Genomic DNA, 25,577 nt, shown 5'->3' with positions numbered 1-25,577 from the left:
CTAGTCGCGGGCCGCGGTCAGGAACTCCGCGTGTTCCTGGAGCGACCGGACGCCCACGTCGCCGTGGTTGAGGGCGTCGATGCCCTGCACCGCCGCCGCCAGCGCCTGGACGGTGGTCAGGCACGGCACGGACCGCGCCACGGCCGCCGTACGGATCTCGTAGCCGTCGAGGCGGCCGCCGGTGCCGTACGGGGTGTTGACGATGAGGTCGACCTCGCCGTCGTGGATGAGCTGGACGATCGTCTTCTCGCCGTTGGGGCCGGTGCCCTCGGACTGCTTGCGCACGACGGTGGCGTTGATGCCGTTGCGCCGCAGGACCTCGGCGGTGCCGGAGGTGGCGAGCAGCTCGAAGCCGTGCGCGACCAGCTCCCGGGCCGGGAAGATCATCGAGCGCTTGTCGCGGTTGGCGACCGAGATGAACGCCCGTCCCTTGGTCGGCAGCGGCCCGTACGCGCCCGCCTGCGACTTGGCGTACGCCGTGCCGAAGACGGAGTCGATGCCCATGACCTCGCCGGTGGAGCGCATCTCCGGGCCGAGCACGGTGTCGACACCGCGGCCGTGGATGTCCCGGAAGCGGGACCACGGCATCACGGCCTCCTTGACGGAGATCGGCGCGTCCAGCGGCAGCTCGCCGCCGTCGCCGTGGGCCGGCAGCAGCCCCTCGGCGCGCAGCTCGGCGATGGTGGCGCCCAGCGAGATCCGGGCGGCGGCCTTCGCCAGCGGCACCGCGGTCGCCTTGGAGGTGAACGGCACGGTCCGCGAGGCGCGCGGGTTGGCCTCCAGGACGTACAGGATGTCCCCGGCCAGCGCGAACTGGATGTTGATCAGGCCGCGTACGCCGACGCCCGCGGCGATGCCCTCGGTGGAGGCGCGCAGCCGCTTGATGTCGAAGCCGCCGAGCGTGATCGGGGGCAGCGCGCACGCCGAGTCGCCGGAGTGGATGCCGGCCTCCTCGATGTGCTCCATGACGCCGCCCAGGTACAGCTCCTCGCCGTCGTACAGGGCGTCGACGTCGATCTCGATGGCGTCGTCGAGGAAGCGGTCGACCAGGACCGGCCGGGAGGGGCTGATCTCGGTGGACTCGGCGATGTAGGACTCCAGGCGGGTCTCGTCGTAGACGATCTCCATGCCGCGTCCGCCGAGGACGTAGGAGGGGCGCACCAGGACCGGGTAGCCGATCTCGTCGGCGATGGCCTTGGCCTCGGCGAAGGTGGTGGCGGTGCCGTGCTTGGGGGCGGGCAGGCCCGCCTCGGCCAGCACCCGGCCGAAGGCACCGCGGTCCTCGGCGGCGTGGATGGCCTCGGGCGAGGTGCCGACGATCGGCACGCCGTTGTCCTTGAGCGCCTGGGACAGGCCGAGCGGGGTCTGGCCGCCCAACTGGACGATGACGCCCGCGATCGGGCCGGCCTGCGCCTCGGCGTGCACCACCTCCAGGACGTCCTCCAGGGTGAGCGGCTCGAAGTAGAGCCGGTCGGAGGTGTCGTAGTCGGTGGAGACGGTCTCCGGGTTGCAGTTGACCATCACGGTCTCGTACCCGGCGTCGCTCAGCGCGAAGGAGGCGTGCACGCAGGAGTAGTCGAACTCGATGCCCTGGCCGATCCGGTTGGGTCCGGAGCCCAGGATGATCACCGCGGGCTTCTCGCGCGGGGCGACCTCGCTCTCCTCGTCGTAGGAGGAGTAGAAGTACGGCGTCTTCGCGGCGAACTCGGCGGCGCAGGTGTCGACCGTCTTGTAGACCGGGCGGACGCCGAGCGCGTGCCGCACCTCGCGGACCACGTCCTCGCGCAGGCCGCGGATCTCGGCGATCTGCTGGTCGGAGAAGCCGTGCCGCTTGGCCTCGGCGAGCAGCTCGCGGGTGAGCTCGGGGGCCTCGCCGAGCTCGTCGGCGATCTCCTTGATGAGGAAGAGCTGGTCGACGAACCAGGGGTCGATCTTCGTGTACTCGAAGACCTCCTCCGGGGTGGCGCCCGCGCGGATGGCCCCCATCACGGTGTTGATCCGGCCGTCGGTCGGGCGGACGGACTCCTCCAGGAGGGTCTGCTTGTCGCCCGGGTCGCCGGTGAACGTGAACTGGCTGCCCTTCTTCTCCAGCGAGCGCAGCGCCTTCTGGAACGCCTCGGGGAAGTTCCGGCCGATCGCCATGGCCTCGCCGACCGACTTCATGGTGGTGGTGAGGGTGGAGTCGGCGGACGGGAACTTCTCGAAGGCGAAGCGGGGCGCCTTGACGACCACGTAGTCGAGGGTCGGCTCGAAGGAGGCCGGGGTCTCGGCGGTGATGTCGTTGGGGATCTCGTCCAGCGTGTAGCCGACGGCCAGCTTGGCGGCGATCTTCGCGATCGGGAAGCCGGTCGCCTTGGAGGCGAGGGCCGAGGAGCGCGACACGCGCGGGTTCATCTCGATCACGATGACGCGGCCGTCGGCCGGGTTCACCGCGAACTGGATGTTGCAGCCGCCGGTGTCGACGCCGACCTCGCGGATGATCGCGATGCCGACGTCGCGCAGCACCTGGTACTCGCGGTCGGTCAGGGTCATCGCGGGCGCCACGGTGATGGAGTCGCCGGTGTGCACGCCCATGGGGTCGAAGTTCTCGATGGAGCAGACGACCACGACGTTGTCGTTCTTGTCGCGCATCAGCTCCAGCTCGTACTCCTTCCAGCCGAGGATGGACTCCTCCAGGAGCACCTCGGTGGTCGGCGAGAGGGTCAGGCCCTGCCCGGCGATGCGGCGCAGCTCCTCCTCGTCGTGGGCGAAGCCGGAGCCGGCGCCGCCCATGGTGAAGGAGGGCCGGACGACCACGGGGTAGCCGCCGAGCGCCTCGACGCCCTGGAGGACGTCATCCATGGAGTGGCAGATGTAGGACCGGGCGGACTCGCCGTGGCCGATCTTCTTGCGGACCTCCTCCACGACCTCCTTGAACCGGTCGCGGTCCTCGCCCTTGTGGATGGCCTCCACATTGGCGCCGATCAACTCGACGCCGTACTTCTCCAGGACGCCGTTCTCGTGCAGCGAGATGGCGGTGTTCAGGGCCGTCTGGCCGCCCAGGGTGGGCAGCAGGGCGTCGGGGCGCTCCTTGGCGATGATCTTCTCGACGAACTCGGGGGTGATCGGCTCGACGTAGGTGGCGTCGGCGATCTCCGGGTCGGTCATGATCGTCGCCGGGTTGGAGTTCACCAGGACGACGCGCAGGCCCTCGGCCTTGAGCACGCGGCACGCCTGGGTGCCGGAGTAGTCGAACTCGGCGGCCTGGCCGATGACGATCGGGCCGGAGCCGATGACCAGGACGGACTGGATATCGGTGCGCTTAGGCACGCTGGCCCTCCATCAGGGAAACGAAGCGGTCGAACAGGTAGGCGGCGTCGTGGGGGCCCGCTGCCGCTTCGGGGTGGTACTGGACGCTGAAGGCCGGCCGGTCGAGGAGCTGGAGCCCCTCCACCACGTTGTCGTTGAGGCAGACGTGGGAGACCTCGGCGCGGCCGTAGGGGGTGTCGGAGACCTTGTCGAGCGGGGCGTCGACGGCGAATCCGTGGTTGTGCGCGGTGACCTCGACCTTGCCGGTCGTACGGTCCTGCACGGGCTGGTTGATGCCGCGGTGGCCGTACTTCAGCTTGAAGGTGCCGAAGCCCAGGGCGCGGCCCAGGATCTGGTTGCCGAAGCAGATGCCGAACAGCGGGGTGCCGCGCTCCAGCACGCCCCGCATCAGGGCGACGGGCTGGTCGGCGGTGGCCGGGTCGCCGGGGCCGTTGGAGAAGAACACGCCGTCCGGCTGGACCGCGTAGACCTCCTCGACGGTGGCGGTGGCGGGCAGGACGTGCACCTCGATGCCGCGCTCGGCCATGCGCTGCGGGGTCATGCCCTTGATGCCGAGGTCGACGGCGGCGACGGTGAACTTCTTCTCGCCGATCGCGGGGACGACGTACGCCTCCTGGGTGGCGACCTCCGCGAAGAGGCTGGCGCCCTTCATCTGCGGCTGCTCCAGCACGCGCGCGAGGAGGGCGGCGTCGTCGGCGAGGGCCTCGCCGGAGAAGACGCCGGCCCGCATCGAGCCGCGTTCGCGCAGGTGGCGGGTGAGGGCGCGGGTGTCGATGCCGGCGATGCCGACGACGCCCTGGCGGGTCAGCTCCTCGTCCAGGGAGCGCCGGGAGCGCCAGTTGGACGGCACCCGCGCGGGGTCGCGGACCACGTAGCCGGAGACCCAGATGCGGCGGGACTCGTCGTCCTCGTCGTTCCAGCCGGTGTTGCCGATCTGCGGGGCGGTCGCCACGACGATCTGCCGGGCGTACGACGGGTCGGTCAGGGTCTCCTGGTAGCCGGTCATGCCGGTGGAGAAGACGGCCTCGCCGAAGGTCTCCCCCACGGCCCCGTAGGCGCGGCCGCGGAAGATCCGGCCGTCCTCCAGGACGAGTACGGCGGGAACCCTGGTGGTTCCCCTGGTGGAGGTCGTCATCGTGCGCCTTCCGTTTCCGTCTTGTTGATCATGTCGTTCAGGGTCTCGACCCACTCGTGGTGCTCGGCCGCGCGGTCCGAGCGGAAGCCGGAGTCGATCAGCTTGCCGCCGTGCGCCCAGGTGATCACCAGCAGTCCGCCTTCGGTGAGGACCTTGCCGGCGATGCCCTTGTCGAGCCGGGCCTCGCGCAGCGCGGCGCGCGGGACGAAGAAGTCGGTCGCGCCGGGGCGTACGACGTCCAGTCCCGCGTCGGTGAGCGTGAGGTCGGCGCGGCTGCGGGTGCCCAGGCCGTGCGCGACGATGCGGTCCAGCCACTGCCCGGCGGTGGTGGAGCCGTGGTAGCGGCCGCTCATCGTCAGTCTGGCCGGTCCGGCCGGCTCGGGCGCGGTGGGCAGGGCCGGCAGGTCGCCCTGGAGGGTTCCGCGCCACTTCCAGCCCTCGCGCATCAGCCAGTAGACGAGCGCGACGAACAGGCCGAGGCCGACGACCCAGCCGATCCGGGCGGCCCAATCGGTCACTTGCGCCGATTCCTTCTCGGCGGCCAGCAGGATTACAGGTGTCACGTGAGCTTCCCGTCGACGAGCGTCGCCTTGCCCCGGAGCCACGTGTGGGTGACACGGCCCGGCAGCTCGCGTCCCTCGTAGGGGGTGTTGCGGCTGCGCGAGGCGAAGCCCGCGGGGTCCACGCGCCCACGGTATTCCGTGTCGACCAGGGTGAGGTTGGCGGGCTCACCAGCCGAGACGGGACGGCCCTGGCCGGCGGCGCGGCCGATCAGCGCGGGCTTGGCGGACATCCGGTCGGCCACGCCCGCCCAGTCCAGCAGGCCGGTGTCCACCATGGTGGCCTGGACCACCGACAGCGCGGTCTCCAGACCGACCATCCCCATGGCGGCGGCGGCCCACTCGCAGTCCTTGTCCTCGTGCGGGTGCGGGGCGTGGTCGGTGGCGACGATGTCGATGGTGCCGTCGGCCAGGGCCTCGCGCAGGGCGCGCACGTCCCGCTCGGTGCGCAGCGGCGGGTTCACCTTGTAGACCGGGTCGTACGTGCGGACCAGCTCGTCGGTGAGCAGCAGGTGGTGCGGGGTGACCTCGGCGGTGACCTGGATGCCGCGGGACTTGGCCCAGCGGACGATCTCCACCGACCCGGCGGTGGACAGGTGGCAGATGTGCACGCGGGAGCCGACGTGCTCGGCGAGCAGCACGTCCCGGGCGATGACCGACTCCTCGGCGACCGCGGGCCAGCCGCCGAGGCCCAGCTCGGCGGAGACGACGCCCTCGTTCATCTGGGCGCCCTCGGTCAGCCGCGGCTCCTGGGCGTGCTGGGCGACGACGCCGTCGAACGCCTTCACGTACTCCAGGGCCCGGCGCATGATCACCGCGTCGTGGACGCATTTGCCGTCGTCGGAGAAGACGGTGACGCCGGCCGCGGAGTCGTGCATGGCGCCCAGCTCGGCGAGCTTGACGCCCTCCAGGCCGACGGTGACGGCGCCGACCGGCCGTACGTCGCAGTAGCCGGACTCCTTGCCGAGCCGCCAGACCTGCTCGACCACGCCCGCCGTGTCGGCCACCGGGAAGGTGTTGGCCATGGCGAACACGGTGGTGTAGCCGCCGCTGGCGGCCGCGCGGGTGCCGGTCAGCACGGTCTCGGAGTCCTCGCGGCCGGGCTCGCGCAGATGGGTGTGCAGGTCGACCAGGCCCGGCAGCAGCACCTTGCCGCCGGCCTCGACGACCTCGGCGCCCTCGGCGTCCAGGCCGGTGCCCACCGCCGCGATGGTCTCGCCGTCGATTAGCACGTCCTGCGGCTCGCCGCCGAGCACCTTCGCACCGCGGATCAGGATCTTGCTCATGGTCTTACTTCTCCTCAGTGCGGGTCTGGGCGGGCTCGTTGCCGCCGAGCAGCAGGTACAGCACGGCCATGCGGATGGAGACGCCGTTGGCGACCTGCTCGACGACGGTGCAGCGGCCGGAGTCGGCGACCTCGGCGGTGATCTCCATGCCGCGGACCATCGGGCCGGGGTGCATCACGATGGCGTGCTCCGGCATCCGCGCCATGCGGTCCCCGTCCAGGCCGTAGCGGCGGGAGTACTCGCGCTCGGTCGGGAAGAAGGCGGCGTTCATCCGCTCGCGCTGCACCCGCAGCATCATCACCGCGTCGGACTTGGTGAGCGTGGCGTCCAGGTCGTAGGAGACCTCGCAGGGCCAGGATTCGACGCCGACCGGCAGCAGGGTGGGCGGGGCGACCAGGGTGACCTCGGCGCCGAGGGTGTGCAGCAGGTCGACGTTGGAGCGGGCGACCCGGCTGTGCAGCACGTCGCCGACGATGGTGATGCGCCGCCCGCCCAGGTCCTTGCCGAGCCCGGCGTCCCGGCCGACCAGCCGGCGGCGCATGGTGAACGCGTCCAGCAGGGCCTGCGTGGGGTGCTGGTGGGTGCCGTCACCGGCGTTGATCACATGGGCGTCGATCCACCCGGAGGTGGCGAGCCGGTACGGGGCCCCGGAGGCGCCGTGCCGGATGACCACCGCGTCCACGCCCATGGCCTCCAGGGTCTGGGCGGTGTCCTTCAGGGACTCGCCCTTGGAGACGCTGGAGCCCTTGGCGGTGAAGTTGATGACGTCCGCGGACAGGCGCTTCTCGGCGGCCTCGAAGGAGATCCGGGTCCGGGTGGAGTCCTCGAAGAAGAGGTTGACGACGGTACGTCCGCGCAGGGTGGGCAGTTTCTTGATCGGCCGGTCCGCGACCCGGGCCATCTCCTCGGCGGTGTCGAGGATCAGGACGGCGTCGTCGCGGGTGAGGTCGGCGGCCGAGATGAGATGACGCTGCATCTGTCAGGCTCCGTAAGGCAGTTCATTCGGGAGGATTCGGGCACGCCGGGACACGCGTGGGCACGCCGGAGCGGCCCGGTGCCCCCGGGGTGCTACTGGCCGGCCTTGGCGCCGAGCAGCACGGTGTCGCGACCGTCCTCCTCGGCCAACTGGACCTTGACCGTCTCCCGCAGCGACGTGGGGAGGTTCTTGCCGACGTAGTCGGCGCGGATGGGCAGTTCGCGGTGGCCCCGGTCGACGAGCACCGCCAACTGCACCGCGCGGGGGCGCCCGATGTCGTTCAGGGCGTCGAGGGCGGCGCGGATGGTGCGGCCGGAGAAGAGCACGTCGTCGACGAGGACGACGAGGCGGCCGTCGAGGCCGTCACCGGGGATCTCGGTGCGGGCCAGCGCACGCGGCGGGTGCATGCGCAGGTCGTCGCGGTACATGGTGATGTCGAGCGAGCCGCAGGGGACCTTGCGCTCGGTGATCTGCTCCAGCTTGGCGGCGAGCCGGCGGGCGAGGAAGACGCCCCGCGTCGGGATGCCGAGGAGCACCACGTCGTCGGCGCCCTTGGCGCGTTCGACGATCTCGTGGGCGATACGGGTCAGTACCCGCGCGATGTCGGGGCCCTCCAGGACGGGCCGTGCGTCGGGGGGTGAACCGGGCTGCGTGTCCATACGAAACGGACCTCCTTCTCCGCCTCACGGGACGGACCTTAAAGGACGTCGGATTTGCGCCATCCACGGTAGCAGGTGCCCGGCACCACCCCGGCGTGCCCCCCGTCACCCCTTCGGCGTACCTCTGTCACTCGTCCGGCGCAGTGGGCTCCCGCTGTCACGGAAGCGTCGGTGCGGACCGTTCGGCTTGACGCGGGAGAGTAACGCTGCGTAACCTCACAGTGAGTTACCAGCCGCGCGGCAGGATTCCGGCCCGTCGCGTCGACACAGTGTCCGGGGAGCCATATGTCCAGCGAATACGCCAAACAGCTCGGGGCCAAGCTCCGGGCCATCCGCACCCAGCAGGGCCTTTCCCTCCACGGTGTCGAGGAGAAGTCCCAGGGACGCTGGAAGGCCGTCGTGGTCGGTTCGTACGAGCGCGGCGACCGTGCCGTGACCGTGCAGCGCCTCGCCGAGCTGGCGGATTTCTACGGCGTGCCGGTGCAGGAGCTGCTTCCGGGCACGACCCCCGGCGGCGCCGCCGAGCCGCCGCCGAAGCTGGTCCTGGACCTGGAGCGGCTGGCCACGGTGCCCGCCGAGAAGGCCGGGCCCCTCCAGCGCTACGCGGCCACCATCCAGTCCCAGCGCGGTGACTACAACGGCAAGGTGCTGTCGATCCGCCAGGACGACCTGCGCACACTCGCCGTGATCTACGACCAGTCGCCCTCGGTCCTGACCGAGCAGCTCATCAGTTGGGGCGTGCTGGACGCGGACGCGCGGCGCGCGGTCGCCTCCCACGAGGAAGTCTGAGCCCTCGGGTCCCAGCAGAAACGTGCCGCCGGGGTGGCCGGAACTCTACGGTTCCGGCCACCCCGGCGGTTTCTGCTCTCGTACCTGCGCACCGATGCCCTCGGGGCCGCGGGAACCGCGCGACCGGCCACGACGCGCCCGCGGGCGGTCGAGCGGCCGCGGCTCACCGCGCCCCCGGGGAAGGCTAGCCGCGCCTGAGCGTCGGCTTCAGCTCCTTGAGCCGGCCGAGCAGACCGTTGACGAACGAGGGCGACTCGTCCGTGGAGAACTCCTTCGCCAACTGCACCATCTCGTCCAGCACGACGGCGTCGGGCGTCCCGTCGACCCAGATCAGCTCGTAGGCGCCGAGCCGCAGGATGTTCCGGTCGACGACCGGCATCCGGTCCAGCGTCCAGCCCACCGCGTACTGGGCGATCAGCTCGTCGATGCGCGCGGCGTGCTCCGCGTACCCCTCGACCAGCTCCATCGTGTACTCGCTCACCGGCGGCTGCCGGGTGTCGCTGCGGGCGTGCCGGACCCAGTCCGCGAGGACGGTCAGGACGTCGGCGCCTCGCTGGTCGCTCTCGAAGAGGATCTGGAAGGCGCGTTTGCGGGCCGTGTTGCGGGCAGCCACGGTTAGCTGTTCACCCGGCCGAGGTAGTCGCTGGTGCGGGTGTCGACCTTGATCTTCTCACCGGTGGTGATGAAGAGCGGGACCTGGATCTGGTGACCGGTCTCCAGGGTGGCGGGCTTGGTGCCGCCGGTGGAGCGGTCGCCCTGGACGCCCGGCTCGGTCTCCTGGACGGTCAGCTCGACGGCGGCGGGCAGCTCGACGAAGAGCACCTCGCCCTCGTGCTGGGCGACGGTGGCCTCGAACCCCTCGATGAGGAAGTTGGCGGCGTCACCGACGACCTTGCGGTCGATGTGGAGCTGGTCGTAGGTCTCCATGTCCATGAAGACGAAGTAGTCGCCGTCCATGTACGAGAACTGCATGTCGCGCTTGTCGACAGTGGCCGTCTCGACCTTGACACCGGCGTTGAAGGTCTTGTCGACGACCTTGCCGGAGAGCACGTTCTTGAGCTTGGTGCGCACGAAGGCGGGGCCCTTGCCGGGCTTGACGTGCTGGAACTCGACGACGGACCAGAGCTGGCCGCCTTCGAGCTTGAGCACCATGCCGTTCTTGAGGTCGTTCGTGGAAGCCACGGTTGCGGAATCTCCTGGACGTAACTGACGTGGACGACCCCGGGGCGGCGTGGTGCGCACAGCGCGAGGCTAGAGCGCGAGCAGCTCCTTGGTCGTGATGGTGAGTAGCTCGGGTCCGCCGTCCGCCTCGGGGCGTACGACGAGCGTGTCATCGATCCGGACACCGCCCCGGCCCGGGAGGTGGACCCCCGGTTCGACGGTGACCGGCACACAAGCGTCCAGTTTACCCATGGCCGCCGGGGTCAATTGAGGGTCCTCGTCGATTTCGAGCCCGACGCCGTGTCCGGTGAGCGCCGGGAGGTGGTCGGCGTAGCCCGCTGAGTCCAGTGTCTGACGGGCCGCGCGGTCCACGTCACGGCAGGAGGCGCCGGGCGCGAGGGCCTCCCGGCCGGCCCGCTGGGCGGCGAAGACGAGGTCGTACAGCTCGATCTGCCAGTCGGCGGGCGAGGTGCCGATGACGAACGTACGGCCGATCTCGCAGCGGTAGCCGCGGTAGGTGGCGCCGAGGCAGACGGAGAGGAAGTCGCCCTCCTCCACCCGGCGGTCGGTGGGGCGGTGGCCGGGGCGGCCGGAGTTCGGGCCGGTGCCGACGGAGGTGGGGAAGGCGGGGCCGTCGGCGCCGTGGTCGACCAGGCGGCGTTCCAGCTCCAGGGCGAGGTGCCGTTCGGTGCGGCCGACCAGGATGGATTCCAGCAGTTCGCCGAGGGCCTGGTCGGCGATCTCCGCGCCGATGCGCAGGCAGGAGATCTCCTCCTCGTCCTTGACCACCCGGAGCTGTTCGACCGCGCCGCCGAGGTCGGCCAGGCGCAGCCGGGGGGCGACCGAGCGCATGGCCCGGTGCCGGGCGACGGTGAGGTGGTGCTCCTCCACGGCGAGGGAGTCGGCGCCCTGGTCGGCGGCGAGTCCGGCGGCGGCGACGGCCGGGTCGCCGCCGGGGCCGGGCAGCACCCGCAGCCGTACGGCCTCGTCCGGCCGGCCCTCGGCGGGGCGGTCCTCCGGTGGCCCGCCGCACAGCAGCAGCTCCTCGGTCCTGCCCAGGAGCAGGACGGCGCCGGGCGGGGCGGCGCCCGCGAGATAGCGCACGTTGGCGGGCCGGGAGACGAGCGCCGCCGCGCTGCCGCCCGCATTGCAGCGTTCCCGTAGGCGCGTCCGGCGGGCCGCGTACACCTCTGACATGTGCCGAGCGTACGAGCGGGGGGCGGGCCGCGCCGGTCGGGCGGGGCCGAGTGGGCGTCCGCCGGGCGGTTACCAGTTCGGGGGGCTGGCCAGGGAGCGGGTGAGGACGTCGTCCAGGAGGCGGGCCGTCTCGGCCACGTCGAGCTGGGAGTTGTCGATGATGGGCAGGCCCGAGCCGTACCAGCCGGCCATACGGCCGTGGATGCGGGCGACCTCCTCGTCGCTGAGGCGGCGGTTCCCGCTGCGCTCGGCGTTGCGCTCCAGGACGACGTCCAGGCCGGGCAGGAGGACGACCGGGAGCAGGCCGGGGCCGACGTGCCGCTTCCAACCGCCGAGGCCGACGACCGGGCGGTCGGGGAAGACGGCGTCGTCGAGGATGCAGGAGATGCCGTTGGCGAGGAAGTTGCGCGCGGCGAAGCCGCAGGTGCGGCGGGCGAGGCGGTACTGCGCCTCGGAGTGCTCGTTCCACCCGGACTGCGGGTCGGCGAATCCCGAGCGCACCCATTCGCGTACGTCGTCGAGGCTGATGTGGGCGGTGGGCACGCGGCGGTGGTCCGCCCAGTACTTGGCGACGCTGGTCTTCCCGGCCCCGGCGGGGCCGATGAGCAGCACGGCGAGGGTGGTGGTCGCGGGGTCCGGCGCGGCACTGGCGGCCGACGGCGCGGCGGGCGCGGCGACGGGACCGCCGGGGGGCAGCGGCACATGCCCGGTGCCGTCCGGCACGGGCGGGGCGGCGGGGGCGCGCGGCGGGACGACGTGGCGCGGCGGCGCGGCGTGCTGCGGCGGCGCGGCGACGGGATGCGGCGGCGGGCCGGGGTGGGGGGCGTGTGCGGGGTGCGGGGGCTGAGCCGGGTGCGGGGGCTGCTCGGCGTGCGGAGGCTGAGCGGCGTGCGGAGGCTGAGCCGCGTGCGGGGGCTGCTCGGGGCGCGGCGCGTGATGAGGGTGGCCGGGCTGGCCGGGGTGTGGTGCCGGGGCGGGGTGACCGGGTTGGCCGGGCTGGCCGGAGTGTGGCGCCGGGGCGGGCTGGCCAGGCTGGCCGGCGTGGGGTGCCTGACCGGACTGACCGGCGTGGGATGCCTGGGCGGCGTGGGCGGGGCGCGGAGCCTGACCGGCGTGACCCGGCTGATCCGCCAGCGACGCCAGACCGGCCTGACCGGCGTGACCCGGCTGATCCGCCAGCGGCGCCCGACCGGCCTGACCGGCGTGACCCGGCTGGCCCGGCTGCGGAGCCCGACCGACCTGACCGGGGTGACCCGCCTGCGGCGCCCGACCGGGCTGGCCGGGCTGACCCGCCTGCGGCGCCTGGGCCGTGTAGTCGGGGTCCGGGCCCGGGCCCGGGTGGTGTGCGGCCGGGGACCGGCCGGCGGCCGGTCCGTGCCCCGGCTGGTGGGGCGGCGGCAGCGGAGAACCCACTGCGTGCTGCATCCGGTGCCACTCCGTCTCGTTCTGTCCGGGCTCGGTCCGCCGCCGGGGTGCCGCGGCCGGTGCCGTGAGGCACGACCGCGCGCGGCCCCTGGGGCCGCACCGCGCTCGACCTCTGCGCACCGGCGCGCCCCGTCGACGGGCTCGCCGCGGGCGATGGGCGCTGACCGCGGGGGCGGGCCCCGCTCTGCTACCGAACGGTACCGCCCCCGGCCGGCGTTTGGTGAAACGGGCGGGGGCGGTCCGAAGTGCCCGTCGGGCACGGCGAATCGGGCGGAAGGGACGCCGGGGAACCTACTGCCCGACCTCCCCGTAGGCGGCGAGCAGGACGGCCGGGTCGGGGCCCTCCAGGACGGTGGGCTTGGCGAGGCCGTCGAGGACGATGAAGCGCAGCAGGTCGCCGCGGGACTTCTTGTCCAGCTTCATGTTCTCCACCAGCTTGGGCCACTGGTCGTAGCGGTAGTGCAGGGGCAGCCCGACCGACTCCAGGATGGTGCGGTGCCGGTCGGCGGTGGCGTCGTCCAGGCGGCCGGCCAGCCGCCCCAGCTCGGCGGCGAAGTGCATGCCGACCGCGACCGCGGCGCCGTGCCGCCACTTGTAGCGCTCGTTCTTCTCGATGGCGTGGCCGAGGGTGTGGCCGTAGTTGAGGATCTCCCGGCGGCCCGCCTCCTTCAGGTCGGAGGAGACGACCTCGGCCTTGACCCGGATGGACCGCTCGATCAGCTCGGCGGTGTGCGGCCCGGCCGGGGTGCGGGCGCCCTCGGGGTCGGACTCGATGAGGTCGAGGATCACCGGGTCGGCGATGAAGCCGGTCTTGATGACCTCGGCGAGCCCGGAGACGTAGTCGTGGACCGGGAGGGAGTCCAGGGCGGCGAGGTCGCACAGGACGCCGGCCGGGGGGTGGAAGGAGCCGACGAGGTTCTTGCCCTCGGCGGTGTTGATCCCGGTCTTGCCGCCGACAGCCGCGTCGACCATGGCGAGCACGGTGGTCGGGACGGCGATCCAGCGCACGCCGCGCAGCCAGGTCGCGGCGACGAACCCGGCCACGTCCGTGGTGGCGCCGCCGCCCACGCCGACGATGACGTCGGTCCGGGTGAACTGCGACTGGCCGAGCGCTTTCCAGCAGTAGGCGGCGACCTCGGCGGTCTTGGCCTCCTCGGCGTTGGGCACCTGGATGGCGATCGCGTCGTAGCCCTGTCCGGCGAGGTCGGCGCGGAGCGCGTCGCCGGTCTCGGCGAGCGACTCGGGGTGGATCACGGCGACCCGCTTGGCCCTCGGCCCGATCAGTCCGGCCAGCTCGCCGAGGAGCTGACGGCCCACCAGCACCTCGTACGGCTCGGTGCCGGCGGTGCCGCCGACCTGGATCCTGGTGACTTGGCTTGCCATGACGTCCTCCGGCCGGGGGTCCGGGGGTTGTCCCCCGGGGGAAGCGGTCTTCAACTCCAGTGCGTCCAGGGCGGCCTGGGTGACCTCTTCGGGCGTCCGTCCGTCGGTCGCCACGACGGCGGTGGCGACGCCCTCGTACAGGTGCCGCCGGGCCTCCATCAGTTCGCGCCACTGCTTGCGCGGGTTGACCGCGAGCAGCGGGCGGGCGGCGTTGAGGCCGGTGCGCCGGACCGCCTCCTCGACGTCCATCGAGAGGTAGACCACCCGCACCCCGCCGAGCAGCGCGCGGGTGTCCGCGTCCAGGATCGCGCCGCCACCGAGGGCGAGGACGCCGTCGTGCTCGGTGAGCGCCCGGCGTACCGCCCGCTTCTCGATCGCCCGGAAGGCGTCCTCGCCGTCCTCGACGAAGATCTCGGCGATGGTCCGGCCCTGCTCGGCGACGATGTCGTCGTCGGTGTCCCGGTAGGCGGTGCCGAGCCGCTCGGCGAGCAGGGCGCCGACGGTGGACTTGCCGACGCCCATCGGGCCGACCAGGACGAGCAGCGGTGCGGTCATCGGATGGCCAGGGCGTCGAGGTACGAGGTGACGTTGCGCCGGGTCTCGGGCACGGAGTCGCCGCCGAACTTCTCGGCGACCGCGTCGGCCAGCACCAGGGCGACCATGGCCTCGGCGACGATGCCGGCGGCCGGGACGGCGCACACGTCGGAGCGCTGGTGGTGGGCGGCGGCCTCCTCGCCGGTGACGACGTCCACGGTCTTCAGGGCGCGCGGCACGGTGGCGATCGGCTTCATCGCGGCCCGCACCCGCAGCAGCTCGCCGGTGGTCAGACCGCCCTCGGTGCCGCCGGACCGGCCGGAGGCCCGCTTGATGCCCTCGGGGGTGGCGAGGATCTCGTCGTGCGCCTGGGAGCCCGGCACCCGGGCGAGGTCGAAGCCGTCGCCGACCTCGACGCCCTTGATCGCCTGGATGCCCATGAGGGCGGCGGCCAGCCGGGCGTCCAGCCGGCGGTCCCAGTGCACGTGCGAGCCGAGGCCGACCGGGACGCCGTACGCCAGGACCTCGACCACGCCGCCGAGGGTGTCGCCGTCCTTGTGGGCCTGGTCGATCTCCGCGACCATTGCCTTGGAGGCGTCGGCGTCCAGGCAGCGCACCGGGTCGGCGTCCAGCCTCTCCACGTCCGCCGGGGTCGGGTAGACGCCGTAGGGCGCCTTGGCGGCGGCGAGTTCGACGACGTGGCTGACGATCTCGATGCCGGCCGTCTCCTTCAGGTACGACCGGGCGACCGCGCCCAGCGCGACCCGGGCGGCCGTCTCCCGCGCGGAGGCCCGCTCCAGGATCGGCCGGGCCTCGTCGAAGCCGTACTTCTGCATGCCCGCGAGGTCGGCGTGGCCGGGCCGGGGCCGGGTCAGCGGGGCGTTGCGGGCGAGTCCGGCGAGGACCTCCGGGTCCACCGGGTCGGCCGCCATGACCTGTTCCCACTTGGGCCACTCGGTGTTGCCGACCATGATCGCGACCGGGGAGCCCAGGGTCAGCCCGTGCCGGACGCCGCCGAGGAAGGTGACCTCGTCCCGCTCGAACTTCATCCGCGCGCCGCGCCCGTAGCCGAGCCGCCGCCGCGCCAGGTGGTCCGCCACCATGTCGGTGGTGATCGGCACACCCGCGGGCAGGCCCTCCAGCGTCGCGACGAGTGCGGGACCGTGGGACTCCCCCGCGGTCAGCCAGCGCAACCTGCTCAACGGTGCTCCTCAGTCCTCAGCGCCCTGTGGGTCCTATGGCGCGACCGGGTGCGCGGCCCTGATCCGCCGTCCCCGATTCTCCCATGTCCGACCGGGCGCCCCGGGCGGCGGTCCACCAACCGGACACCGATCCGCCCGCGTCCGGCCACGTCCGCGACGGGCCCCCGTCACCCGCCGGCGGTTCCCGGCCCGTAACACCGCCGGCGCCCCCGCTTACTCACCCCCGGGCAGGCCCCCGCCGTCCGCCCCCGGGGCCCGGGCCGCCAGCGCCCGTTCCCCCGCCACGCGCATCGCGGCGAGCGGCGCCGGAGTGCGTCCCGTCATCTGCTCGACCTGGAGCACCGCCTGGTGGAGCAGCAGGTCGAGGCCGCTGACCACGGCCCCGCCGTGTGCCGACCAGCGGGCGGCGAGGGCGGTCGGCCAGGGCTCGTACAGCACGTCGAAGAGGGTGGCCGGCATCTCCGGCACGGCGGCGGCGAGCGCGTCGGTGGCACCGGCCGGCGTGGTGGCCACCACCAGCGGGGCCCGCAGCGCCTCCGCCGCGCGGTCCCAGCCCACCACGCGCACCTCGGCCCCCAGCCGCTCGGCCCACCCCCGCATCTCGGCGGCGCGGGCCTCGCTGCGCACATAGACGGCGATCTCGCCGGCGCAGATCCGGGTGAGCGCGGCGAGCGCGGAGGAGGCGGTGGCACCGGCGCCGAGGACCGCCGCGGACTCGGCCTTGTCCACGCCGTGCTCGCGCAGGGCCGCGACGATCCCGGGGATGTCGGTGTTGTCGCCGGTACGGCGCCCGTCCTCGGTGAGGACGACGGTGTTCACCGCGTCCACCGAGGCCGCCGTCTCACTGATCCCGTCGAGCAGCGGGATCACCGCCCGCTTCAGCGGCATGGTCAGCGACAGCCCCGCCCACTCGGGCCCCAGCCTCTCCAGGAAGCCGGGCAGCGCCCGCTCGTCCACGTCGAAGCGGTCGTACGTCCAGCCCGCCAGGCCCAGCTCCGCGTACGCGGCCCGGTGCAGCACCGGGGAGAGGGAGTGGCCGATCGGGGAGCCGAGTACGGCGGCCCGGCGGGCGTCAGTTGCCGGAACTGGCATTGAATTCGTCCTTGAGCCTCTCGAACTCGTCGTTGGTCCTGGCGAACTCCGTCTTGTGCACCCCGTCGACGGCCACGAAATACAGCCAGCCCTGTTTCGTGGGGTTCAGCGCGGCCCGGAGCGCCTCGTCGCCGGGGTTGCCGATGGGTCCGGGCGGCAGCCCCCGGTTGGTGTACGTGTTGTACGGGTCCTTGTTGCCGTTGACCTCGGACTCGCTGATGTGGATGTCGCTCTGCTTCTTCAGGTAGTTGTACGTGGAGTCGAACTGGAGCAATTGGTTGGTCTCGGTATTGCTGGTCTTCAGCCGGTTGTAGATGACCTCGGACATCTTCCGGAAGTCGTCGTGCGTCTTGCCCTCGGCCTGTACCAGGCTGGCGACCGTCACCAGTTGCCACGGGCCCTCCAGGCCGAGTTCCGCGGACTTCTTCTCGAATCCGAGTTCCTCGTACTTATCGGCCGCCCGCGCCACCATCTGCTTGAGGACGTCCTTCGGCTTCTGCCCCTTGGCCACCGGATAGCTGGACGGGTAGAGGAAGCCCTCCAGCGGATCCTTGACGGCGGGGTGGTTCATCGCCCAGTCGGGCAGGCCCAGGCTCTTCCACTGGGTCTCGGCGACCTTCGCGGTGGTGCCGTCGTCGACTTCCAGGCGTTTGTCGATGAGCTGGTAGACGTCGTCGTTGCGCTTGCCCTCGGCGATGATCAGGTTGTTGCGGCTCTTGGGGCTGAGCATGAGCGCGACCGCGCTGTCGGCCGACATCTCCTTCTGCAGCGTGTAGACGCCGTCCTGGATGCTCTTGCCGTCGGGGTTGCTCTGGATCGCGGCGATGAAGGCGTCGACGCTCTTGACCACGCCCTGGCGTTTGAGCACCTGGCCGATGACCGAGCCGCCCGCGCCCTTGGGAATGGTGACGGTGACCTGTTCGCCGTTTCCGTCGCCGGCGAAATCCGGGGCCGTGCCGAAACGATCCTGGTAGAACTGGAACCCGAAATAGCCGACGCCCGCCACACCTCCGCCGAGGACCAGGCAGACGACGAGACACGCACAGCCGTTGCGTCTCTTCCTGGGCTTGCTCCCGCGCCCCCGGCGCTCCCCGCGCCCGGCACCGGCCTCGCCGTCGTCACCGCCGTCCTCGTCCTCGTCGCCGCCCGCGAAGAAGGCGTGCTCGCCCTGGTCGGGGCCCGGGTCCCAGTCGGTGCGCTCGGCCTCGGCCTCGGGCTCGGGCTCGGTGCGCCGGCGGGCGGGCGGCTCGGGCGGCGGGTAGGCGTCGGGGGTGCCGTAGAGGTCCGGCTGCTCGGTGCCGTAGGCGGCGGCCTGCTGCCCGTACGGGTCCGCGGGGTCGGCGGGGTAGTGGACGGGCACCTGGCCGCCGTTCCCCCAGCCCCCGGTGTCGTAGCCCTGCTGCTGGTGCTGCTGGTGCTGGTGCTGCTGCTGGTGCTGCTGCTCCGCCGGGTACTGCTGCTGGTCGTACTGCTGCTGGTCGTAACCGTCCTGCCGGCCGTAGCCCTGCTGGTCGTACGCGTACTGCTGCTGCCCCTGGTCGTAGCCCTGACCGTCCTGGGCCGCCCAGGTGCCGTCGGTGTACTGCTGCTGCGGCTGCTGCGGGTAGTGCTGCTGCGGCTGGCCGCCGTAAGGGGACTGCGGGGCCGCCTGGGCCTGCTGTCCGCCCCATCCGCCGTCCCCGTACAACGGGTCCTCCGGATCCCACGGTTCGGAGCCCTGGCCCCGGCCATACTCAGTCATCGATCCCCTAGAGCCGCGAGGTGGTGGTGCGCGGCTCGCCGGTGGGCCCGGTTCCGCTCCGCCTCTTGCTGTGCGGTGGCTGTTCGAATGCCGCCGCATCGCGCGGAACGTTACCGTATCGCGATCACATGACCACTTCGACGCCCTCGCCAGGCGGATTACCTGACACCCGTTCGGATTCAAGGGCCTGTTGCAGGATGATCACAGCGGCGGCCTGGTCGATCACCGACCGGCCTTTCTTCGCTTTCACGCCCGAGGCGCGCAGCCCCTGGCCGGCCGTGACGGTGGTCATCCGTTCGTCGACCAGGCGTACGGGGACGGGGGCGATGCCCTTGGCCAGTTCCTGGGCGAAGCGGCGGACCTTGGCGGCGGCCGGGCCCTCGCCCCCCTTGAGGGAGCGAGGGAGACCGACGACGACCTCGATCGGCTCGTACTCCGCGACCAGGTTCCGCAGCCTCCGGTGGGCGGCCGGGACGTCCCGGCCGGGGACCGTCTCCACCGGGGTGGCGAGGATCCCGTCGGGGTCGCAGGAGGCGACCCCGATCCGGGCGTCCCCGACGTCGATGGCCAGGCGCCGGCCGCGGCGCATCGCCGGGCGCCCGGCCCGGCCGTCCGTCGTGCCGTTCACTTGGCGGTGTCCGCCACGAGCCGCTCGACGGCCGCGACGGCCTCGCCGATGGCGGCCGGGTTCTGGCCGCCGCCCTGGGCCACGTCCGGCTTGCCGCCGCCACCGCCGCCGAGGGTCTTGGCGGCGGTGCGGACCAGGTCACCGGCCTTCAGCCCGCGCTCGCGGGCGGCCTCGTTGGTGGCGATCACGGTCAGCGGCTTGCCGTTGACCGTGGTGAACAGGGCCACCACGGCGGCCCGCCCGCCCTGGATCCGGCCGCGCACGTCCAGGACCAGCTTGCGCAGGTCGTCGGCGGTGGTGCCGTCCGGGACCTGCCCGGTCACCAGGGCGACGCCCCGCACGTCCTTGGCGGACTCGGCGAGCCCCGCGGCGGCCTGGAGGACCTTCTCGGCGCGGAACTTCTCGATCTCCTTCTCGGCGTCCTTGAGCTTGCCGAGCATCGACGAGACCTTCTCTGGCAGCTCCTCCGGGCGGCCCTTGAGCAGCTCGGTGAGCTGGTTGACCACCGTGTGCTCGCGGGCGAGGAAGTTGTAGGCGTCCACGCCGACGAGCGCCTCGATGCGGCGTACGCCGGAGCCGATGGAGGACTCGCCGAGCAGCTTGACCAGGCCGAGCTGGGCGGTGTTGTGCACGTGGGTGCCGCCGCACAGCTCCTTGGAGAAGTCGCCGATGGTGACCACGCGCACCCGGTCGCCGTACTTCTCGCCGAACTCGGCGATGGCGCCCTGCTTCTTGGCCTCGTCGATGCCCATGATGTCGGCGCGGACGTCGAGGTCGCGGGCGAGCACCTCGTTGATCTTCTGCTCGACGTCGGTCATCACGGCCGTCGGCACGGCGGACGGCGAACCGAAGTCGAAGCGGAACCGGCCGGGCTGGTTCTCCGAGCCGGCCTGCGCGGCCGTCGGGCCGAGAGCGTCGCGCAGCGCCTGGTGGGTGAGGTGGGTCGCGGAGTGGGCGCGGGCGATGGCCTTGCGGCGCCGGTCGTCGATCGCGGCGTGCGCCTTGGCGCCGACGGTGATCTCGCCGACCTGGACGACGCCCTTGTGCACGTACACGCCCGGCACGGGCTTCTGGCAGTCGCGGACCTCGATGACGGCACCGGAGTCGGCCCTGATCCGGCCGGTGTCGCCGATCTGGCCGCCGCCCTCGGCGTAGAAGGGGGTGCGGTCCAGGACGATCTCGACCTCGTCGCCCTCGGTGGCGGCCGGGGAGGAGACGCCGTCGACCAGGATGCCGACGATGGTGGACTCGCCCTCGGTGTCGGTGTAGCCGATGAAGTCGGTGGCCCCGGCCCGGTCGGCGATCTCGCGGTAGGCGCCGAGGTCGGCGTGGCCGGTCTTCTTGGCCTGGGCGTCGGCCTTGGCGCGCTCGCGCTGCTCCTTCATCAGGCGCCGGAAGCCGTCCTCGTCCACGGACAGGCCCTGTTCGGCGGCCATCTCCAGGGTGAGGTCGATCGGGAAGCCCCAGGTGTCGTGGAGCAGGAACGCCTTGTCGCCGGGGAGGACGCTGCCGCCGGCCGCCTTGCTCTCGCTGACCGCGGTGTCCAGGATGTTGGTGCCGGCCTTGAGCGTCTTGAGGAAGGCGTTCTCCTCGGCGAGGGCGACCTTCTCGATCCGCTCCCGGTCGGTGATCAGCTCGGGGTACTGCTGCCCCATCATGTGGATCACCACGTCGATCAGGTCCTTGACGACCGGACCGGTGGCGCCGAGCAGCCGCATGTTGCGGATGGCGCGGCGCATGATGCGGCGCAGGACGTAGCCGCGGCCCTCGTTGCCGGGGGTGACGCCGTCGCCGATGAGCATCACGGCGGTGCGGATGTGGTCGGTGACCACGCGCAGGGACACGTCCGAGGCGTGGGCGTCGCCGTAGGCCACGCCGGTCAGCTCGGTGGCCTTGTTGATGACGGCCATGGAGGTGTCGATCTCGTACATGTTCTGCACGCCCTGCAGAATCATGGCGAGCCGCTCCAGGCCGAGCCCGGTGTCGATGTTCTTGGCGGGCAGGTCGCCGAGGATCTCGAAGTCCTCCTTGCCGGTGCCCTGGCCGCGCTCGTACTGCATGAAGACCAGGTTCCAGATCTCCACGTACCGCTCGTCGTTGACGGCCGGGCCGCCCTCGGGGCCGAACTCGGGCCCGCGGTCGTAGTTGATCTCGGAGCAGGGGCCGCACGGGCCGGGCACGCCCATGGACCAGAAGTTGTCCTTCTTGCCCAGGCGCTGGATGCGCTCGGCGGGGACGCCGACGGTCTCCCGCCAGATCCGCTCGGCCTCGTCGTCGTCCTGGTAGACGGTGATCCACAGCTTCTCCGGCTCCAGGCCGTAACCGCCCTTGTCCCGGGAGCTGGTGAGCAGCTCCCAGGCGAGCTTGATGGCGCCTTCCTTGAAGTAGTCGCCGAAGGAGAAGTTGCCGCACATCTGGAAGAACGTGCCGTGCCGGGTGGTCTTGCCGACCTCTTCGATGTCCGGGGTGCGCACGCACTTCTGGACGCTGGTGGCGCGTGCGAAGGACGGCTTGACCTCGCCGAGGAAGTACGGCTTGAAGGGCACCATGCCGGCGTTGACCAGCAGCAGAGTCGGGTCGTCCGCGATGAGCGACGCCGACGGGACGACGGTGTGCCCGCGCTCCTCGAAGAAGCTCAGCCAGCGGCGGCGGATCTCGGCCGACTCCATCAGTGGTCCTCATTCCGGTTGTACGAGTATGTCGTCCTGTCGACATACGTCGGGTCGTTGCGGTTCTCGATGGCGGCGATGCGCCGGGGGGCGGGCAGCTCGCGGTCCGGGTCGACGGGGGCGTTGAGCCCGAGCGCGTCGCCCAGTTCGGCCTCCCGCTGGGCCATGTTGTCGCGGACCTCCAGGGCGAAGTCCACCGCGCGGTCCCGGAGCCGGCCGCCGGCCTCGATCGCCTTGTTGGCGGCGGTGACGGCGAGGTTCTCGGGCGTCAACTGCTTGAGCTTGCGGTTGACCTTGGTGGTGGCCCACACTCCGGCGGCGACGCCGCTGGTGAACCAGAAGGTACGGCGGAACATTCCTGGGATCAGTCCTTCTTCCGCTTCGCCCGTCGGGTGGCCGGCACGGTCCGGCCCACGATCACGGTGCGCCTGGGCGACTTGGCCGGCACCTCGTCCTTGCGGCCGCCGAGTGCCCGGCGCACGCCGTACCCGAACGCGGCCACCTTGACCAGGGGGCCGCCGAAGGTGGAGGCCACGGTGGTGGAGAGCGCGGAGGCGTTGGAGGTGACCTCCTGGACGTCGGAGGCGATCGCGTCCACCCGGTCGATCTGGGTCTGCGCGGACCGCACCGCCGAGGAGGCGTCGGCCAGCAGCGGGACGGCCTGGTCGGTCACGTCCGCGACGAGTTTGGTGGTCGCCTTGAGCGTCTGGGCCAGCCTCGCCAGGGCGACGGCGAGGAAGGAGACCAGGATCGCCCAGAAGACGGCCACCAGGATCCCGGCCACCTCTCCACCGGACACTGTGTGCACCCGCTCCCTGAAACGTGCCTGAACATCGAGAAAGTCGTGCGACCGAGCCTATCGCGCCGGGGAAGGGGCTCCGCACCGGATCGCCACCGGGCACGAGCGGAGTGGGACGCGGTGATTGTACGGACTGAATACGGTTCAGTACGCTGCGTTGTCTATGCGAGATCGACGGCACGACGGAACGTTCCCGCACGGACATCCGCCCCTGGAACTCGACGCCTTCGTGGGACGCGCGGCGGAACTCGCCGGACTGGCGCGGGCACTGGCCGGCGCGCGGCTGGTGACGGTGACCGGGCCGGGCGGGGTCGGGAAGTCCCGGCTGGCCGCGCGGGCCGCCGCCCGGTGGGCGGGGCGGGCCGCGATGCGGGTGGAGCTGGCGTACGTGCGCGACCCGGAGTTCGTGGACTACGCGGTCGTGGAGGCGCTGGGGCTGACCGATCACACGGCCCGGCCGCCGCGCGAGATCCTGCGCGACCATCTCGCCGGGCGCGAACTGCTGCTGGTGCTGGACGGGGTCGAGCACCTGGTGGACGCCTGTGCCGCGCTGGTGACCGATTTGCTGGGCCGGGCCCCCGGCCTGACCGTCCTCGCGGTGGGCCGGGGACCGCTGGCCGTGCCCGGCGAGCACCTGTTCCCGCTGGCGCCGCTGACCGAGGACGAGGCCGTGGAACTGCTGGCGGTGCGCGCCGCCCAGCACGGCGTCCGCTGCGGCGACGGCGCGGAGGTGCGGGAGCTGTGCCGGAAGCTGGAGGGGATCCCGCTGGCGCTCGAGCTGGCCGCGGGGCGGCTGGGCGCGCTGTCGCCGGGGCAGGTGCTGCGGAAGCTGGACGACCGGTTCCGGCTGCTGGCCGGCGAGGACCGGGCCGTCCTGCCCCGGCACCGGGCGCTGCGCACCACGATCGGCTGGAGCCATGAGCTGTGCAGCCCCGCGCAGCGGCTGCTGTGGGCGCGGCTGTCGGTGTTCGCGGGCCGCTTCGACCTGGACGCCGCGGAGTACGTGTGCGGCGGCGACGGGCTGCCCGCCGAGGAGGTCCTGGACGTGCTCAGCGCGCTGCTCGCCCAGTCGGTGGTGACCCGCGAGGACACCCCGGCCGGGGTCCGCTACCGGATGCTGGACACGGTCCGGGCGTACGGCGCCGAGTGGCTGGCGGCGACCGGGGAGGCGGCCCGGCTGCGGCGGCGGCACCGGGACTGGTACGTGGGGCTGGCCACCTGGTGCGAGCTGGACTGGTTCTCGCCGCGCCAGGCGGAGGTGGCGGCGCGGATCGAGGCGGAGCTGCCGAATCTGCGGGACGCGCTGGAGGAGTGCCTGACCGATCCGGACGCGGTGCACCTGGGCCAGTACCTGGCGGGCTCGCTGTGGTTCCACTGGGTGGGCTGCGGGCAACTGTCGGAGGGCCGGCACTGGCTGGACCAGGCGGTGCGCCTGGAGGGCGAGCGGACCGCGCACCAGCAGTCCCGGCTGAAGGCGCTGTGGGTGCTGGCGTACGTGGCGATCCTCCAGGGCGACACCGTGTCCGCGCTGGTGGCGCTGCGGGAGTGCCGCGAGGCGGCGGAGCTGACGGGGAACGCGGCGGCGACCGCGTACGCCGTGCACCGCACCGGCTGTCTGGCGCTGGTCACCGACGACATGCCGGCCGCCGAGTCGCTGCTGCGCTCGGCGCTGGAGCACTACCGGGAGATCGGCGAGCTGAACAGCAATGTGCTGATGGGCCAGGTGGAGCTGGCGATGACGCGGGCGTTCCAGGGCGATCTGGCGGGCGCGGTGCACCTGTGCGAGGACGTGCGCCGGGTCTGCGACGACCACGGCGAGCGCTGGGCGCGCGGCTACGCGCTGTACGTGCTGGCGTACGCGGCCTGGTACGACGGCGACGCGCGCCGCGCCCGCCAGTTGCTGACCGACTGCCTGCGCGACGCCCACGGCTTCCGGGACCTGCTCGGCTCGGTGCTGTCGATCGAGCTGCTGGCGCTGGTCACGGCGACGGAGGGCGATCCGGCGGAGGCGGCGGTGCTGCAGGGCGCGGCGGGCCGGATGTGGCCGTCGGTGGGGCTGCCGCTGTTCGGTTCGGCGCACTACAACGCGCCGCACGAGCTGTGCGAGACGACGGCCCGGCAGCACCTGGGCGACGAGCGGTACGAGGAGTGCGTGCGGGCCGGTGCGCGGCTCGGCCGGGAGGAGGCGGTGGCGCGGGCGCTGGGCCGGCCGGCCGGGGCGGAGCCGTCCCCGCCGGGTCCGGGCCGGCGGGCGCCGTCGGCGGGGCGTACGACGAGGCCCGCCGCCTCCCGCGCCCGGAGGGGCGGGGAGACGGCGGGCTGAGGTACCGCTCGGTGCTGCGTCCGGCTGGGGTCAGCGGGCGTAGTACTCGACGACGAGCTGCTCGTCGCAGATCACCGGGATCTCCTTGCGGTTCGGCTCGCGGTCCAGGCGGAACGCCAGGGCCTTGAGGTTCACCTGGAGGTAGCGCGGGGTCTCGCCGTCGGGGGCGAAGCCGCCCTCGCGGGCGATCTGGAACAGCGTCTTGTCCTTGGAGCGGTCGCGGACCTGCACCACGTCGTCCGGGCGGACCCGGAAGGACGGCTTGTCGACCTTCTGGCCGTTGACCTGGATGTGGCCGTGGACGACCATCTGGCGGGCCTGGTAGATCGTGCGGGCGATGCCCGAGCGCAGGACCAGCGCGTCGAGGCGGCGCTCCAGCTCCACGATCAGGGCCTCACCGGTCTTGCCCTGGACCTTGGCGGCACGCTCGTAGGCGCGGACGAGCTGGCGCTCGGACACGTCGTACTGCGCGCGCAGGCGCTGCTTCTCCAGCAGTCGGACCTTGTAGTCCGAGTTCTGCTTGCGGCCGCGGCCGTGCTCACCCGGCGGGTAGGGGCGGGCCTCGAAGTACTTGACGGCCTTCGGGGTCAGCGCGATGCCGAGGGCACGCGACTTCTTGACCTTGGGGCGGGACTGGTTCGCCACTGTCTCTCATTTCCTGGGTATCGGCTCGTCAGGGTTGAGGGAGGTCGCATCCGCAGCCGGGGAG

20 protein-coding genes and 1 pseudogene are annotated in these 25,577 nt (G+C 72.3%); 2 read left to right on the top strand and 19 right to left on the bottom strand.

Annotation, left to right across the window (positions count from 1 at the left end; all coding sequences use genetic code 11):
• The 6 genes from carB to pyrR all read right to left on the bottom strand — a co-directional run bounded on the left by carB (nucleotide 1) and on the right by pyrR (nucleotide 7,925).
• The gene (carB, locus tag IE316_RS23600; protein ID WP_190206443.1) at nucleotides 1–3,309 is read right to left on the bottom strand and encodes a carbamoyl-phosphate synthase large subunit; all 3,309 of its coding nucleotides are present in this window, start codon (nucleotides 3,307–3,309) and stop codon (nucleotides 1–3) included.
• Entirely contained in the window at nucleotides 3,302–4,444 is a 1,143-nt protein-coding gene (carA, locus tag IE316_RS23595; RefSeq protein ID WP_190206442.1) for a glutamine-hydrolyzing carbamoyl-phosphate synthase small subunit, read from the bottom strand. Before carA ends, carB begins: the two co-directional genes overlap by 8 nt.
• Entirely contained in the window at nucleotides 4,441–5,007 is a 567-nt protein-coding gene (locus tag IE316_RS23590; protein WP_190206441.1) for a PH-like domain-containing protein, read from the bottom strand. The genes carA and IE316_RS23590 overlap by 4 nt, the downstream gene beginning before the upstream one ends.
• Nucleotides 5,004–6,290, bottom strand: coding sequence for a dihydroorotase (locus tag IE316_RS23585; RefSeq protein ID WP_190206440.1), 1,287 nt, complete (start codon nucleotides 6,288–6,290; stop codon nucleotides 5,004–5,006). Before IE316_RS23585 ends, IE316_RS23590 begins: the two co-directional genes overlap by 4 nt.
• 4 nt (nucleotides 6,291–6,294) lie before the next feature.
• Nucleotides 6,295–7,266, bottom strand: coding sequence for an aspartate carbamoyltransferase catalytic subunit (locus IE316_RS23580; RefSeq protein ID WP_190206439.1), 972 nt, complete (start codon nucleotides 7,264–7,266; stop codon nucleotides 6,295–6,297).
• Nucleotides 7,267–7,358: 92 nt separating this feature from the next.
• On the bottom strand, nucleotides 7,359–7,925 hold the full coding sequence (pyrR, locus tag IE316_RS23575; RefSeq protein WP_190206438.1) for a bifunctional pyr operon transcriptional regulator/uracil phosphoribosyltransferase PyrR: 567 nt from the start codon (nucleotides 7,923–7,925) through the stop codon (nucleotides 7,359–7,361).
• A gap of 285 nt (nucleotides 7,926–8,210) precedes the next feature.
• Between pyrR and bldD the strand changes: the two genes are divergently transcribed.
• On the top strand, nucleotides 8,211–8,714 hold the full coding sequence (gene bldD, locus IE316_RS23570) for a transcriptional regulator BldD (RefSeq protein WP_190206437.1): 504 nt from the start codon (nucleotides 8,211–8,213) through the stop codon (nucleotides 8,712–8,714).
• Between the two features lie 184 nt (nucleotides 8,715–8,898).
• Here the strand turns inward: bldD and nusB are convergent, their stop codons facing one another.
• The 12 genes and pseudogenes from nusB to IE316_RS23510 all read right to left on the bottom strand — a co-directional run bounded on the left by nusB (nucleotide 8,899) and on the right by IE316_RS23510 (nucleotide 22,554).
• The gene (gene nusB, locus IE316_RS23565; protein WP_190206436.1) at nucleotides 8,899–9,327 is read right to left on the bottom strand and encodes a transcription antitermination factor NusB; all 429 of its coding nucleotides are present in this window, start codon (nucleotides 9,325–9,327) and stop codon (nucleotides 8,899–8,901) included.
• 2 nt (nucleotides 9,328–9,329) lie between these two features.
• Nucleotides 9,330–9,896, bottom strand: a complete 567-nt coding sequence (efp, locus tag IE316_RS23560) for an elongation factor P (RefSeq protein ID WP_190206435.1) — start codon at nucleotides 9,894–9,896, stop codon at nucleotides 9,330–9,332.
• 69 nt (nucleotides 9,897–9,965) lie between these two features.
• Entirely contained in the window at nucleotides 9,966–11,072 is a 1,107-nt protein-coding gene (locus IE316_RS23555) for an aminopeptidase P family protein (protein ID WP_190206434.1), read from the bottom strand.
• A 69-nt stretch (nucleotides 11,073–11,141) separates the two neighbouring features.
• Nucleotides 11,142–12,101: pseudogene (locus tag IE316_RS23550) on the bottom strand (AAA family ATPase); the annotation flags it as partial.
• Nucleotides 12,102–12,788: 687 nt separating this feature from the next.
• Entirely contained in the window at nucleotides 12,789–14,435 is a 1,647-nt protein-coding gene (gene aroB, locus IE316_RS23545) for a 3-dehydroquinate synthase (RefSeq protein WP_190206433.1), read from the bottom strand.
• Nucleotides 14,432–15,616: a chorismate synthase gene (gene aroC, locus IE316_RS23540; protein WP_190206432.1), complete on the bottom strand. Its 1,185-nt coding sequence runs from the start codon at nucleotides 15,614–15,616 to the stop codon at nucleotides 14,432–14,434. Before aroC ends, aroB begins: the two co-directional genes overlap by 4 nt.
• Before the next feature lie 213 nt (nucleotides 15,617–15,829).
• Entirely contained in the window at nucleotides 15,830–16,708 is an 879-nt protein-coding gene (locus IE316_RS23535) for a shikimate dehydrogenase (RefSeq protein ID WP_190206431.1), read from the bottom strand.
• Nucleotides 16,689–18,449, bottom strand: coding sequence for an endolytic transglycosylase MltG (mltG, locus tag IE316_RS23530; protein WP_190206430.1), 1,761 nt, complete (start codon nucleotides 18,447–18,449; stop codon nucleotides 16,689–16,691). The genes IE316_RS23535 and mltG overlap by 20 nt, the downstream gene beginning before the upstream one ends.
• A 124-nt stretch (nucleotides 18,450–18,573) precedes the next feature.
• A complete protein-coding gene (ruvX, locus tag IE316_RS23525) occupies nucleotides 18,574–19,038 on the bottom strand; it encodes a Holliday junction resolvase RuvX (protein ID WP_190206531.1) in 465 nt (154 codons plus the stop codon).
• A gap of 35 nt (nucleotides 19,039–19,073) precedes the next feature.
• Nucleotides 19,074–21,746, bottom strand: coding sequence for an alanine--tRNA ligase (alaS, locus tag IE316_RS23520; protein WP_190206429.1), 2,673 nt, complete (start codon nucleotides 21,744–21,746; stop codon nucleotides 19,074–19,076).
• Nucleotides 21,746–22,102 carry a hypothetical protein gene (locus IE316_RS23515; RefSeq protein WP_190206428.1) on the bottom strand — a complete coding sequence of 119 codons (357 nt, stop codon included), beginning with the start codon at nucleotides 22,100–22,102 and terminating at the stop codon, nucleotides 21,746–21,748. Before IE316_RS23515 ends, alaS begins: the two co-directional genes overlap by 1 nt.
• An 8-nt stretch (nucleotides 22,103–22,110) precedes the next feature.
• Nucleotides 22,111–22,554: a DUF948 domain-containing protein gene (locus IE316_RS23510; RefSeq protein ID WP_190206427.1), complete on the bottom strand. Its 444-nt coding sequence runs from the start codon at nucleotides 22,552–22,554 to the stop codon at nucleotides 22,111–22,113.
• Nucleotides 22,555–22,708: 154 nt separating this feature from the next.
• Here IE316_RS23510 and IE316_RS23505 point away from each other — a divergent pair, with 154 nt between their 5' ends.
• On the top strand, nucleotides 22,709–24,868 hold the full coding sequence (locus IE316_RS23505; RefSeq protein WP_190206426.1) for an ATP-binding protein: 2,160 nt from the start codon (nucleotides 22,709–22,711) through the stop codon (nucleotides 24,866–24,868).
• A gap of 30 nt (nucleotides 24,869–24,898) precedes the next feature.
• Here IE316_RS23505 and rpsD read toward each other — a convergent pair whose 3' ends face one another.
• Entirely contained in the window at nucleotides 24,899–25,513 is a 615-nt protein-coding gene (gene rpsD, locus IE316_RS23500) for a 30S ribosomal protein S4 (RefSeq protein ID WP_190206425.1), read from the bottom strand.
• Nucleotides 25,514–25,577: the final 64 nt, after the last annotated feature.

The sequence above is a fragment of the Streptomyces fumanus genome (assembly GCF_014655295.1).
Lineage (GTDB): Bacteria > Actinomycetota > Actinomycetes > Streptomycetales > Streptomycetaceae > Streptomyces > Streptomyces fumanus.
This window is presented reverse-complemented; position numbering and strand designations above follow the sequence as displayed.